This window comes from Aeromicrobium ginsengisoli, from assembly GCF_004134905.2.
In the GTDB taxonomy this organism is placed as follows: Bacteria; Actinomycetota; Actinomycetes; order Propionibacteriales; family Nocardioidaceae; genus Aeromicrobium; species Aeromicrobium ginsengisoli.
Map to the genome: position 1 here is coordinate 490,920 of NZ_SDPQ02000003.1, position 14,036 is coordinate 504,955.

Genomic DNA, 14,036 nt, shown 5'->3' on the forward strand with positions numbered 1-14,036 from the left:
GTGCGACCTGGAGCTCTGGCGTATGCGCGCGCACGGGCGCAACCAGGCCTCCTCCTCGCCCTCGCCGGCATCGTGCTGGCGGCGACGTTCTCGATCGTCGGGATCGATGCGCTGCACCGTACGGCTGACCGAACCGCCCAGCAGGACGCCCTCAGGGCGGGCCCCGCCACGTCGGCGGCTCTGCAGCTCGAGGTCTCGGCGGACCGCGCCCCGGCTCTCGACAAGCTGCTCGGCTCTGCGCGGTTCGCGATCACGCGCAGCGCTCACACCGAAGGATTCCCGGCGAGCCACGACGGCGCGGTCTCGACGTTCACCGCTCGAGCCGACGGCGGGCTGCGGGACCGTTCGGTCCTGGTCGACGGACACTGGCCCGCGACGGCGCCGGGGCCGGTGATCCACGCGGCCCTCCAGGACCGGGCCGCGTCATCGCTCGGGATCCGTGTCGGCGATCGGCTCGGTGCAGGCACCGGCGCCGACCGCGTCGAGATCGTCGTCGACGGCACGTGGCGCCCCAAGGATCCCGACGCCGCGGCGTGGTTCGGCGACCCTGCCTCCGCGTCAGGTCGTGGGCCTGACGGGGTGGGACCACTTGTCGTCTCTCGCCGCGACCTCGGCCGGCTGCCCGCACCGACCACGGCGGCGTACGTCCTTGCGCCCCCCTCCTCTGCGGACGTGTCGCAGACCCGGCGAGACCTCAGCACGCTGATGACGGCGGTGAACGACAGCGACGTCTCGGCCACCGTGACGGGCGGACTCCCTCAACGGCTGGCAGATCTCGAAGCCACCCGGGCCGCGGCCGACGGACTGCTCGCCGTCGCCTACGCGCTGCTCGCCGTGGCCGCGATCGTGGCCTGCCGGCAGGTCGTGGTGCTCCTGACCGAGGCCCGACGCACCGAGTCGGCACTGCTGCGGTCGCGCGGCTCGAGCACGTCCGCAATGACCGCCGCCGCGGCTGCCGAGGCGGCGGTCGCTGCGATCGCCGGAGCGGCGATCGGCACAGCTGGCGCAGTCGCGGTGTTCACCCGACTCGATCGAGCACCTGACACCGGCCTCGCCGTCCTGGCGGCCGTCGCCTGCGTCCTTGTGGCTGTCGTGCTGACGGCCGCCGCCACCGCGTCTGCGGTCCGGCACGCCGCGTCGCAGCGCACCGGATCGCGGGACCTGCCGGGTGCCCGGAGAGCCCTCCTGATCCTGGTGCTCGGGGCGGCTGCACTGTCGGTCGGCCAGTTCACGTCGTACGGCGGACCGCTGAGCGTGGGGGTCGGCGGCAGCACGCAGGTCGACCCGATCACGTCGCTCGCGCCGGCGGCTGCCCTCGCCGCGGCGACGCTTCTGGGCATGGCGGGCGTACGCCCGGTGCTCCAGCGACTCGAGCGCCACGCGGCCGGTCGCCCGGGCATCAGGCCGGCCCTCCCGGCACGCCAGCTCGCTCGACGGCTGTCGACGTTCGGGGTCACGATCGCGCTCACCTCGCTGGCCCTCGGGTTCGCGATCGTGGTCGCGACGCTCGACGGCACCCAGACCTCGCTCGACGCCACCTCGGCCAGCGTGCGCACCGGCGCCGACGTACGCCTCGACCTGACGGTCGACCCCGCAGCCGACGTCGGCGTCGAGGCGGCAACGGCTCCGCTCATGAGGCTCGGTGACGACGCTGCTGCGGTGGTCTCGGTGCCAGGACGCGTCGACCAGGACCAGGACGAGGTCTCGTTCCTGGCCGCCGGACCAACGGTCGCTGGCATCGCCCGTGGGACGCGGGTCGCCGGCGACAGCGCCCGCATGGTGTCGGCCCTCCACGCCGGGCAGCACGGGGTGCCGATCAGCCCGGGGACGACCAGCGTCACGATCACGGTGAGCGGCGCCCCGATCACGGGCGACGTCAACACCACGGCCTGGCTCGTCGACAGCGCCGGACAGATCGCCGTACGACCGATGGGACGGATCACCGGCCCCGGACCCGATCCGGTGACCCGCGCCGTCACCGTCCCCCGCAACGGTCGCGACTGGCGCCTGCTGGGCGTCCACACCGATGCGACCGGCGTCGACGGGGACGCCACGATCACGGTCCGTGGACTGCCCGGCGCAGATCGATACGACATCGAGCTCATCAACGACAAGAGCAGTGGCAGCACCCTCGTGGGGCCCAGGCCCAAGCGGCTGCCGGTCGTCATCACCTCCGAAGCCGCCGCACTCCTCCAGGCGCGGACCGGCGACACGTTCGACCTCCTCCTGCCGGACTCGGGCTTCAAGGGCGTCGCACGGGTCGTTGCGGTGGTCGACACGCTCCCCGGAGTGACTGGCGCCCGCGGCATCGCGGCCGACCTGCCGACCCTCGTGTCGTACGCACTCGGCGCCGACGCCGCCATCCCGGCGCCCGACGCGGTGTGGATTGCCTCCGCTCATCCTGATCGGGTGATCCGTGCCGCCACGTCGGCCAGTGTCGTGAGGACCGCCGCCACGACCGGCACGCCCGGCGCCGGCGCCCACGTCGTCGCCTCCGCCCTGGACACGTGGTGGTGGGCGGCCGGCTCGGTGATCGTGTTCGCGGCGCTCGCCACGGCCGCGATGTCGACCAGCCTCGGCCGGCGCCGACGCGACGAGCTGCGCGTGCTCCGCGCCCTGGGGGTCACCCCAGGCAGTCAAGCCCGCATCCGGACCACGGAGCTGGGCGGTGCGGTGGCCACCGGCGGGGCCGTCGGTCTCATGGCCGGCGCGATCGCGGTCCTCCTGACCGTGGCCGACCTCGCGCGCAGCGCCACCCCTGACCGTCCCGCGTCCGTCGAGCCGGAGCTTTCGTTCGCCGTTGCGGGTCTGCTGGCTCTCGTGGCGGCCCTCGCTGCCGCGGTCCTGGCCGTCGCGATCCGACAGGCGCGACGTACACGCCACGACGCGGTGCGCACCGGACGGGAGGGCGGACCATGACGACTCTGCGCCTCTTCCGGATCCACCTGGTCCACCACTCCCGCTCACTGTTCGTCCTCGCCACGATCGTGCTCGTGATGTCGACGCTCACCGCGCTGCTCCCGCGTGCGACCAATCACCTGTTGACCGACGCCCTGCGCGACCAGGTCGACAGCCTGACGGTCAACCAGCGCGACCTCTCCGCGCACGAGCAGGGCACGCCGACGCCGACCGCGGCCGCCGACCCGGCCGCCAACGACCTGCCGAGCGCCTCGGACCCCGTGTGGGGCGGACTCGACGACACGATGCGCGAGATCCGCGCGGAGATGCCGCCGCTGCTGCGGTCGCTGTTCGGCCCCGGCCAGTTCGCCATGACGCTCCCGACCGCTCCGGCGTCGCCGGCGGACCCGACCGTGCGCACCAAGGCCAACGCCGTCCTCAGCATCGGCTTCGACCCGTTCCTGGCCGACCACGTCAGGATCACCAAGGGCCGGGCGCCCGCCGAGGTCACCGCCGACCTGCCCGCTGCCGGTCATCCGGTCGACATCGTGCTGTCGGACGCCGCGGCCAAGACCATGCACTGGCCCGTCGGTCAGCTGCGCGTGACCCGGGGCAGCGGAGGGCCGCCGATCGAGACCAGGCTGTCGGGCACGTACGCGCCCAAGGATCGCGCCGATCCCGTCTGGGCTCAGGTGCCGGGCACGCTGGTCCCGTCGGTCTTCGAGCCCGATGGCGGCAAGCCCATCGTGACGGCGGTCGGGTGGGCCGAGCCCGGATCCCTGCCCCAGCTCGTCCAGCTGAGCTCCAACGCGATCCTGAGCGCCTGGTTCCCGCTCGACTCCTCGGCCCTGACGTCTGGCAACGCACAGGCGTACGCCGGTCAGCTGCGCGAGTTCGTTCGTCGCAGCCACCTGCTGCCCGGCGACGGCTACCTCAACGACGCCGAGGGCGAGCCGACGATCGTGGGCGCGACGGAGCTGGCGTTCACCTCCGACGTGCCCCGCGCCATCGACGAGGCGAACGCCGCCAGCACCTCGGCGCTCGCCATGATCGCCCTGTTCGCCTCCGGGCCGCTGGGCGTCGCCGCGATCGTGCTCATGCTGGCGGCGGGCCTCGCGCTCCGCCAGCAGCGCCGTTCACTGGCCCTCGTCGCGGCTCGCGGCATGTCGGCGAGCCAGCTACGCACCTTGGTGGGGGTGGAAGGGCTGGCGGCCGGCGTGCCCATGGCTCTGGTCGGCGCGGTCATCGGAGCGGTGATCCTGCCCCACGACGGAAGCGCCGCGGCAGGGTGGTGGCCAGCCCTGGTGGGCATCACACCGGGACTTCTGATGGCGCTGAGCCCTCCGGTCTCGGCGCGCGCCGAACGTGCCGATCTGACGTCGAGCGGTGCCGGCTCACAGCGCTGGATCCTCGACGTGCTCGTCCTGCTCGGGGCGGCAGCCGCGATCGTCGCACTGCACGGTCGTGGGTTGGCCACGCCCGACGGCGGTGTCGACCCGTTGCTCGCCGCCACGCCACTGCTGCTCAGCCTCGCGGCCTGTCTCGTCGTGATGCGGGCCTACCCCTGGGTGCTCAACCGCCTCCTGGCCCGCACCGCACGGTGGCGTGGACCCACGGCGTTGATCGGCACGGCGCGGGCTCTGCGCGATCCGGCCGCCGGTCTCGCCGCCGCCCTCGCGCTGGTCACGAGCGTCGGCATCGCAGTCTTCTCGGCTGTCGCCACGACGACCCTGCAGCACGGCGTCGTGGATGCTTCGAGGGAAGCCGTGGGCGCCGACCTCGTTGTCGACGGCCGGCCGCTCAATCCGCGGATCCTGACGACGCTGTCCGAGCGCGCGGACGTACGTGCGACCGCCGGCATCACCGAGCAGACCGGCGTGCCGCTCTTCGCCGACAACAAGCCGGTCTTCGCGCGAGTGCTGTTCGTCGACGTCGCCGCGCTCCGCCGGGTCCAGAAGGACGTGCCGGGCGCCGTGCGACTGCCGCCGGCACTCGAGGAGACCAGCGGCGACCGGGCCTCGATCCTGGTGTCGAAAGGCTTCGCCAAGGACGACGCCGACCTGAGGCTCGGCGACACCCCGGTGGACGTGGTCGGCACCGCATCCGTGCCGTCACCGCTCACCACGCTGAGCTCGTGGGTCCTGATTGACCGCTCGGTGGCGAAGCGCCTCGGCCTCGACCCCGGCCCACCGGGCCGTCTCCTCGTGAGCACCGCGGGACCCGCCAGTGCCGCGCGCGATGCGGTGCGCGCCCTTCCGGGGGATGCGCAGGCCGAGACGCCCCAGGACCTTGCCAACCGGCTCGAGTACTCGCCGCTCGTGCCCGGTGTACGCCATGCGGCGCAGATCGCCCTCGGCACACTGCTCGCCCTGTGTCTCTCGGTCATCGCCCTGACCCTCGTACGCGGTGAGGCCAGCAGGTCGCGTCAGGCAGCCCTGCTCGACGCGATGGGTGAACCGCGTCGACGGTCCCGCTGGCTCGTCGCCTGGGAGGTGGGGCCGCTCGCGGTCCTCGCGATCACGTCGGGCGTCCTGTTCGGGCTCCTGCTCCCCAGGATCGTGCTGGCGGCCATCGACCTGCGGGCCTTCACGACCGGCACGGTGCAGCCGCCGGTTCACCTCGACCCGGTGCCGACGATCCTGATCGCGGCCGGCGTGCTCGTCGCCGTCGCGGCCGGCACGTTCCTGGCCGCAGCGGCCACTCGACGCCAGGAGCTGTCCCGGCTCCTGCGGATGACGGAGGATTGACCAGATGACACTCATCGAGACCGAAGCCGACATCCGGTGCAACGACCTGGTCCGCATCTTCACCGCGGTCGGTGTCGAGGTGCAGGCCCTCCAAGGCCTCAACCTCACGGTCGAGCCCGGATCGATGGTCGCACTCGTGGGCGCCTCCGGCTCAGGGAAGTCGACACTGTTGACGATCCTGTCCGGGCTCGACACCCCGACCGCCGGTCTGGCCCACGTCGCCGGCCACGACCTGCTGACGATGGACCGCCAGGAGCGCATCGAGTTCCGGCGGCGCAGCGTCGGCTTCGTGTGGCAACAGACCGTACGCAACCTCTTGCCCTACCTGACCGCGGTCGACAACGTCGAGCTCGCGATGACGATCGGCCGCAGCCACCCCCGGCGCGATCGACCGCGGCGCGCGCTCGAGCTGCTCGACCTGCTGGGCGTCGCCGACGTGGCGCAGCGGCTGCCCGCCGAGCTGTCCGGCGGCCAGCAGCAGCGCGTCGCGATCGCCGTCGCGATCGCCAACTCACCACGGGTCCTGCTCGCCGACGAGCCGACGGGTGAGCTCGACGACGCCGCGAGCGCCGACGTCCTCGAGGCGATGCAGCGGGTCAACAGCGAGCACGGGACGACGGTGCTCATCGTGACCCACGACTCGACGGTGTCGAGCCACGTGCAACGCACGGTCCAGATCCGTGACGGCCGCACTGCAGCCGAGACCCTCCGACGTACGCGCGTCGACCAGCACGGACAGGAGCACAGCATCGCCGAGGAGTTCGCGGTGCTGGATCGCGTCGGCCGGCTCCAGCTGCCCGACGAGTTCACCTCGCGCCTCGACATGCGCGACCGCGTGCGCCTTGCGCTGGAGACCGACCACGTCGGCGTCTGGCCCGACGCCCGTCGCGACGACGAGGAGCCGTCATGAGCGAGCGGAGCGAGCGAAACGACAGGCACCTCACGCCGCTGCCTGCCTGTCGTGGGCTTTTCTGGGAGGCTGCGGCATGAGCCCGGTGCTGCAGGCCGACGGGCTGACCCGCACGTTCAGCACGCCCGCAGGCGAGGTGCCCGCGTGCGAGGACGTCTCGCTGGAGCTCGAGCCCGGCAAGCTGCTCGTCGTGCGCGGTCCGTCCGGCTCCGGCAAGACGACGCTACTCAACCTGCTCGGCGGTCTCGACCGGCCCACTGCCGGTTCTGTCGTCATCGACGGACACGACCTCGGGTCGCTCGACGAGGACGATCTCGCCGGGCTGCGTCAGCGCTCGATCGGCTTCGTGTTCCAGGCGTTCGGCCTGCTCCCGGTCCTCACCGCTGCGGAGAACATCGAGGTGCCCCTCCGCATCCGTCGCATGGCGCCGGCCGATCGTGACGCGAGGGTGCTGGAGCTGCTGGACATGGTCGGGCTGGCCGAGCACGGCGCCCAACGACCCGACGAGCTGTCGGGCGGGCAGCAGCAGCGGGTCGGCATCGCTCGAGCCCTCGCCGTCACGCCTCAGGTCCTGCTGGCGGACGAGCCGACCGGCCAGCTCGACAGCCGTACGGCCGGCGGTGTCATGGACCTGATCGTCGGCCTGGTGCACCGGTCGGGAGTCGCCGCGGTCGTCGCGACCCACGACCCGCTGCTCGTCGAGCGGGCGGACGCGGTGCTGACGCTGCACGACGGACGCGTCGTCGAGAGCACCTGAGGGGATCAGTGCAACAATCGGGCATGCCCAGATTTGTGACTGCTTGGATCCTCAGCGGACTCGCCCTCGCGGCGGCCGCCGGCCTGCTCGGCGACCACATGAACATCGGCGTGTCAGGCGACTCGACCGGCGAGCGCGTCGTGGCAATCGCCTTGGTGGCGCTGGTCTTCACGGCGATCAACGCGTTCGTGGCTCCGGTCATCAAGACCCTGTCGCTGCCGTTCATCATCGTCACGCTCGGCTTCGCGCTCCTCGTGATCAACGCGCTGCTGCTCCTCCTGACCGAGTGGGTCACCGACAAGTTCGGCGTCGAGTTCCACGTCGACGGGTTCTGGTGGGCGGTGCTCGGCTCGATCGTCATCTCGATCGTCAACGCGGTGCTCGGCGGCTTCACCAACAAGAACCACCCGCACCCCGCACGGTGACCTACCGCGTCGCCTTGATCTGCCTCGGCAACATCTGCCGGTCGCCGATGGCGCACGTCGTCCTCGAGGACCGGCTCGCCGCAGCCGGGCTCGACGACCGCGTCGAGGTCGCGTCGTCCGGCACGGGTGACTGGCACGTCGGGCACCCCATGGACCCGCGCGCGGCGGCCACGCTGACGGCTGCGGGATACGACCCGTCGCGGCACCGCGCGCGTACGTTCTCGCCCGACTGGTACGCCGAGAACGACCTGCTCCTCACGATGGATGCGAGCAACTACGCCGACGTCGTCGACCACGCGCCGACCGTGCAGCAGGTCGAGCAGGTCCGCATGTTCCGGGAGTTCGACCCCGAGGCGCCGGGCGATGACCTCGACGTGCCGGACCCCTACTACGGCGGCGACGACGGATTCGCCGAGGTGCTCGCGATGATCGAGCGAACGACCGACGAGCTCGTCGCGCGGCTGCCCGACCTCATGGACCGCTGAACGTACGGTCCTCCACGGGGTAACGTCGTGGTCATGGCACGTATGGCAGGAACCGCCGCCCGGGCGGAGGCACTCCTTGGCCTCGGTGTCGTCTCCACCACCCCGGTCGCCGGCGGTGACATCTGCACGTCGACCCGGCTCCGGCTGACCGACGGCCGCGGCGCCATCATCAAGACCCGCCCGCACCCGCCCGAAGGCTTCTTCGAGCGGGAGGCCGAAGGGCTCCGCTGGCTCGCCGATGCCGACGGTGCACACGTGCCCCACGTGCTTGCGGTCGCCGACGACTGCCTCGTCCTCGACTGGATCGAGCCGGGCAAGCCGACGACCGACGTCGCCGAGCGGTTCGGGCGCGCGCTGGCGGCGACGCACCAGGCCGGTGCCGACGTGTTCGGCGGCGACCAGGACGGATTCGTCGGCCTCGCCCCGCTGCCCAACCGGCCCCTGCCGACCTGGCCGGAGTTCTTCGCGTCACGAAGGGTCATGCCCTACGTACGCGCGGCCGTCGACCGGCAGGCGCTCACGGGTGAGGAGGCCGCCACGATCGAGGCAGCGATGCGACGCATCCACGACTTCGCCGGGCCTGAGGAGCCGCCGGCCCGCATCCACGGCGACCTGTGGTCGGGCAACCTCGTGTGGGGATCCGACGGCAACGTCTGGCTCATCGATCCCGCCGCGCACGGCGGCCACCGCGAGACCGATCTGGCGATGCTGGCGCTGTTCGGCATCCCACACCTGCAGCGTGTCATCGATGCGTACGACGAGGCCACGCCGCTGGCGGCGGGGTGGCGCGACCGGGTCGGGCTGCACCAGCTGCACCCCTTGCTGGTGCACGCGACGCTGTTCGGCGGGACCTATGGGGCACGCGCTGCCGCGGCAGCGCAGTCGCTGTTGGATGGGAAGACCTCGTAGCGCCACCGCGTTCGCGTCGCCGGCTCGCCAGTTGCGACACCGTCACCAACGCTGACGAGCGGGCCGGTATCTCACTAGTTCAGCCAAGTCTCAGGGATCCGGGGCAGACTGATGGCCATGCGCATCCTTGTCGTCGACGATGACCGTGCTGTGCGCGACTCACTGCGACGGTCCCTCGAGTTCAACGGCTATTCCGTCGACCTCGCGTCCGACGGTGCCGAGGCGCTGGCGCGGGTCCCCCAGATCAACCCCGACGCGATCATCATGGACGTCATGATGCCGCGGCTCGACGGGCTCGAGGCCACGCGAGCCCTCCGCGGCGCCGGCAACGACGTACCGATCCTCGTCCTCACCGCGCGCGACGCCGTCTCGGACCGGGTCGACGGGCTCGACGCCGGTGCCGACGACTACCTCACCAAGCCGTTCGCCCTCGAGGAGCTGCTCGCCCGCGTACGTTCACTGCTTCGCCGGTCGAGCCGCGCCGCGGCGGTCGAGCCGGACGAGGCCCCGCTGGTGTTCGCGGACCTGTCGCTCGACCCGGTGACCCGCGAGGTCAAGCGCGGCGAGCGGTCACTGTCCCTCACCCGCACGGAGTTCGCCCTGCTCGAGCTGTTCCTCCAGCGACCCAAGCGGGTCCTCGAGCGTTCGTTCATCCTCGAGGAGGTCTGGGGCTTCGACTTCCCCACGACCGCGAACTCCCTCGAGGTCTACGTCGGCTACGTCCGGCGCAAGCTCGAGGCCGAGGGCGAGGACCGGCTGCTCCACACCGTGCGGGGCGTCGGGTACGTCCTGCGCGAGACGCCTCCGTGATCGATCTCCTGCACCGCTCGCTGCAGCCGTTCACCCAGCGGATGTCGCTGGCGCTGCGGGTCGCGGTGCTCACCACGATGGCCGTTGCGGCGACGCTCGGCGTCGTCAGCGCGATCGTCTTCGTCGTCGTGCGCGCGGAGTTCGAGCGGTCGCTCGACGACTCGATGCTGCGCAGGGCTCACGCGGCAGTGGATGCCAACCTCGCGGAGTATCAGAACTTCGTGCAGCTGAACACCACGCTGCAACGCATCGCCGACGTGCAGATCTTCGTCGTCACTGGCGGAGAGCTGTTCTCGCCCACCGGCGACGTGAATGAGGCCACCAAGGCGTTCAAGAGCTTTCGCGAGGTCGAGGTGTCGCTCGGCGAGGAATCCCAGTCGATGCGCACCGTACGCATCCAGGGCACGCCCTACCGCGTCGTCGCGGTGCAGGCCGACGGTGGCACAGCTCTCGTCATGACGCAGTCGATGGAGTCGATCGACTTCGCGCTCAAGCGCCTCAAGGTCATCCTGCTGCTGTGCAGCGCCGCTGGTGTGGCGTTCGCCGGAATGGCCGGTTGGGCCGTCGCCGCCAACGGCCTGCGCCCGGTCAGACGCCTGACCGCCGCGACCGAGCGCGTCGCGCGTACCGCCGAGCTCACCCCCATCGAGGTCACCGGTCATGACGAGCTGGCCCGGCTGACGACATCGTTCAACGCGATGCTCCAGGCGCTCGACGCCTCGCAGACGCGGCAGCGGCAGCTGGTCGCGGACGCCGGCCACGAGCTGCGCACCCCGTTGACCAGCCTGCGCACCAACATCGAGCTCATCGGGCAGGCCGCGGACAACGCCGAGCGTTCCCTGAGCGACGAGCAGCGTCACGAGATCATGGGCGACGTCCGGTCGCAGCTCGAGGAGCTCACGACGCTGGTCGGCGACCTCGTCGAGCTGGCCCGCGACGAACCGATGACCCGCGACCCCGAGCCGCTCGACTTCGCCGACGTCATCAACCAGGCGGTCGACCGCGTACGCCTGCGGGCCCACGACATGACGTTCGACGTCGACGTCGAGTCGTGGATGGTGTTCGGCGAGCCCCAGCTCCTCGAGCGCGCCGTCACCAACCTGCTCGACAATGCCGCCAAGTGGAGCCCGGCCGACGGCACGGTCCACGTACGACTCGCCGACGGCACGTTGACGGTGACCGACGAGGGCCCGGGCATTGACCCCGCCGACCTGCCGCACATCTTCGACCGGTTCTATCGCTCGAGCGAAGCCCGCACACTGCCCGGGTCGGGCCTCGGCCTCTCGATCGTCAAGCGCGCCGCCGAGCGCCATGGCGGCACGGTCGACGTCGAGTCGGCGCCGGGCGGCGGCACCACGTTCACGCTCACGTTGCCGAGCTCGGACCTGCCCTGACCAGCGGGTTTCTTCGATCGCTCACACGCCGCTCTTAGACCCGTCTCAGCGATGCGCGAGAATCTACTTCCATGACCGATACGAACGACCCGTTCTCCGAGCGTCCCTACGTCCCCCCGACGGAGCGCAGCGACACCGGTGAGGCCATTCCCGCTTCCTCCGAGCCGACAGCCGCCGACGCGACGCCGGCGGAGCAGGCTCCCCCGCCTGCCCCCGAGGAGCCCACGGTCGACGTGCCCGCAGCACAGTCCAGCCCGGACGCCAGCTCAGACGCCGAGCCGACCATCCCGGTCACGCCTGCGCCCCCCGCCGACCCGCCCACGGTCGAGCAGCCGGCCGCCACGACGTCCGAACCGCCGGCGGCAGCTCCGACGCCGCCCGCCGAGGCCTACACGCACCGCTATGCCGACGCCGCGGCATCCGAGCCGGCACCTGCCGTGACCCAGACCGACGCGTTCCCGCCGTTCGCCGCGCCGGCCGTCGGCTTCCCCACTGAGGGTGGCGGCAACGACGAGCCGCCGGCCAAGAAGAGGCGGCGCGGCCGCACCCTGGTCGGCGCCGTGGCGCTCCTGGTGCTCGCGGGCGGTGCGGGCTTCGGCGGCGCCGCGCTGCAGGACAAGCTCTCCGACGACGACAACGGCGGCCCGACGGTCAGCTCGCTCGACACGAGCGACGACGCGACCAACACCAACGTGCCGGCCGGCGCGGTCGAGCAGGTCGCCAAGAAGGTCCTGCCCTCGGTGGTCCAGATCAACGTCAAGGGCGCCGACGAGGCCGGCTCCGGCACCGGCATCATCATCAGCAGCGACGGCGAGATCCTGACCAACAACCACGTCACGGCGGTCGCCGGCAAGGACGGCATCATCACGGTGGCGTTCAGCGACGGCACCTACACCAAGGCCACGGTCGTCGGCGCCGACCCCAAGACCGACCTCGCCGTGATCAAGGCCAGCGGCAAGTCGGGCCTCACCCCGGCGACGCTCGGCAGCTCTGCCGACCTCGAGGTCGGTCAGGAGGTCGTCGCGATCGGCTCGCCGTTCGGGCTCGAGAGCACCGTGACGCAGGGCATCATCTCGGCCCTCAATCGTCCCGTGACCTCGTCCGACGGCGACAACTCGAGCAGCTCCAACACGTTCCCCGCGATCCAGACCGACGCGGCGATCAACCCCGGCAACTCCGGCGGCCCGCTGGTCGACATCGACGGCAACGTCATCGGCATCAACTCGGCGATCAAGGCGTCGAGCTCCGGCGAGGGCGGTTCGATCGGCCTCGGCTTCGCGATCCCGATCGACCTGGCCAAGAACGTCTCCAAGCACCTGGTCAAGGGCGAGAAGGTGCAGCACGCGCAGATCGGTGTGACCGTACGCCCGGCCGTCTCCGACGACGGCATCACCGGCACGGGTGCCGAGATCGACGACGTCACCGGCGGTGGTGCCGGCGACAAGGCGGGGCTCAAGAAGGGCGACATCATCACGGCTGTCAACGGCGACCTCGTCGCCAGCTCCGAAGCGCTCGTCGCCTCGGTGCGCGGCTTCCAGCCCGGCCAGAAGGTCACGCTGACCTACACCCGCGACGGCAAGAAGAACGAGGTCCAGGTGACCCTCGGCTCGGACGGCGGCGCCAGCAGCTGACCCACCCGCAGCCCTGAGACCGGGCGCCATCTCGTCAACCACACGCGGACGGGATGGCGCCCACCACTTTCGGCTGGATCGTGCGCCAGGATGACCGAATTTCGCTCGTGACTGTCAGTCACCCTCACTACCGTGGAGGGGTGAAGACCGAACGCGACCTGTCCCTGCCGGCGATGCTCGTCACCGTCGTCCTCTGGGCCTCGGCGTTCGTCGGCATCCGCGCTGTCGGCGACACGTTCTCGCCCGGCTCCCTGACGTTGGGCCGGCTCGTCGTCGGCGCGATCGCACTGACGTTCTTCGCCCGGCCCCGCACCACCGCGCTGCCGACCGGCCGCCCGCTCCTGCTCGTGGTGCTCTACGGCGTCGTCTGGTTCGGCGCCTACAACCTCGCCCTCAACGCCGCCGAGCGCGACCTCGATGCCGGCACCACGGCGCTGATCGTCAATGTCGGGCCGATCTTCGCGGCGGTCATCGCCGGTGTGCTCTACAAGGAGGGTTTCCCCAAGCCTCTGATGATCGGCATGGGCATCGCGTTCGGTGGCGTCGCACTGATCGCCCTCAGCGCCGACAGCGACTCGTCCGCCGTCGACACCGCGAGCACGACCGGTGTTGTCCTGTGCATCGCCGCCGCCGCGTTCTACGCATTCGGCGCGCTGGCGCAGAAGCCCGCCCTCAAGCACATGCAGCCGATCATGTCGGTGTGGCTCGGCTGCCTCGTGGGCGTCGTGGTGTGCCTGCCGTTCGCGCCCGCCCTGATCGACGAGCTCAGCGGCGCCTCGCTGCACGACATCCTCTGGCTGGCCTATCTCGGGGTGTTTCCCACGGCGATCGGCTTCAGCACGTGGTCCTACGCGCTCAAGCGCATCTCGACCGGCAAAGCCGCCTCGACGACCTACCTCGTGCCCGCCGTTGCGACGCTGATCTCGTGGGCGGTCCTCGACGAGGTCCCGGCCGCGCTCGCCTTCGTCGGCGGCGCGCTGTGCCTCGTCGGCGTGGCGATCACGCGCCTCAAGTCGACCCCCAAGGACGCACCGGTCGACGAGCAGGCCCCCGCCAGCTGACCCGAGGTC

General features: G+C 71.4%; 11 protein-coding genes. All 11 read left to right on the forward strand.

Features of this window, described 5'->3' with window-relative positions:
- Window positions 1–2,919, forward strand: a complete 2,919-nt coding sequence (locus ESP70_RS15545) for an FtsX-like permease family protein (RefSeq protein ID WP_149690229.1) — start codon at window positions 1–3, stop codon at window positions 2,917–2,919.
- Window positions 2,916–5,645, forward strand: coding sequence for an FtsX-like permease family protein (locus ESP70_RS15550; RefSeq protein WP_149690230.1), 2,730 nt, complete (start codon window positions 2,916–2,918; stop codon window positions 5,643–5,645). The genes ESP70_RS15545 and ESP70_RS15550 overlap by 4 nt, the downstream gene beginning before the upstream one ends.
- A gap of 4 nt (window positions 5,646–5,649) precedes the next feature.
- Window positions 5,650–6,555, forward strand: a complete 906-nt coding sequence (locus tag ESP70_RS15555; protein ID WP_149690231.1) for an ABC transporter ATP-binding protein — start codon at window positions 5,650–5,652, stop codon at window positions 6,553–6,555.
- A gap of 76 nt (window positions 6,556–6,631) precedes the next feature.
- The gene (locus ESP70_RS15560; protein ID WP_149690232.1) at window positions 6,632–7,312 is read left to right on the forward strand and encodes an ABC transporter ATP-binding protein; all 681 of its coding nucleotides are present in this window, start codon (window positions 6,632–6,634) and stop codon (window positions 7,310–7,312) included.
- A gap of 35 nt (window positions 7,313–7,347) precedes the next feature.
- Window positions 7,348–7,737 carry a phage holin family protein gene (locus ESP70_RS15565; RefSeq protein ID WP_246162048.1) on the forward strand — a complete coding sequence of 130 codons (390 nt, stop codon included), beginning with the start codon at window positions 7,348–7,350 and terminating at the stop codon, window positions 7,735–7,737.
- Window positions 7,734–8,222 (forward strand): low molecular weight protein-tyrosine-phosphatase, encoded by a 489-nt coding sequence (locus ESP70_RS15570; RefSeq protein ID WP_149690234.1) that lies wholly within the window; start codon window positions 7,734–7,736, stop codon window positions 8,220–8,222. The genes ESP70_RS15565 and ESP70_RS15570 overlap by 4 nt, the downstream gene beginning before the upstream one ends.
- 33 nt (window positions 8,223–8,255) lie before the next feature.
- Complete coding sequence (locus tag ESP70_RS15575) at window positions 8,256–9,131, forward strand: fructosamine kinase family protein (protein WP_149690235.1); 876 nt, start codon at window positions 8,256–8,258, stop codon at window positions 9,129–9,131.
- A gap of 117 nt (window positions 9,132–9,248) precedes the next feature.
- Window positions 9,249–9,941, forward strand: coding sequence for a response regulator transcription factor (locus ESP70_RS15580; RefSeq protein WP_056210745.1), 693 nt, complete (start codon window positions 9,249–9,251; stop codon window positions 9,939–9,941).
- Window positions 9,938–11,335 (forward strand): sensor histidine kinase, encoded by a 1,398-nt coding sequence (locus ESP70_RS15585; RefSeq protein ID WP_246162049.1) that lies wholly within the window; start codon window positions 9,938–9,940, stop codon window positions 11,333–11,335. The genes ESP70_RS15580 and ESP70_RS15585 overlap by 4 nt, the downstream gene beginning before the upstream one ends.
- Window positions 11,336–11,406: 71 nt before the next feature.
- On the forward strand, window positions 11,407–12,966 hold the full coding sequence (locus ESP70_RS15590; protein ID WP_149690236.1) for a S1C family serine protease: 1,560 nt from the start codon (window positions 11,407–11,409) through the stop codon (window positions 12,964–12,966).
- Window positions 12,967–13,106: 140 nt separating this feature from the next.
- Window positions 13,107–14,027: a DMT family transporter gene (locus ESP70_RS15595; RefSeq protein ID WP_246162050.1), complete on the forward strand. Its 921-nt coding sequence runs from the start codon at window positions 13,107–13,109 to the stop codon at window positions 14,025–14,027.
- Window positions 14,028–14,036: the final 9 nt, after the last annotated feature.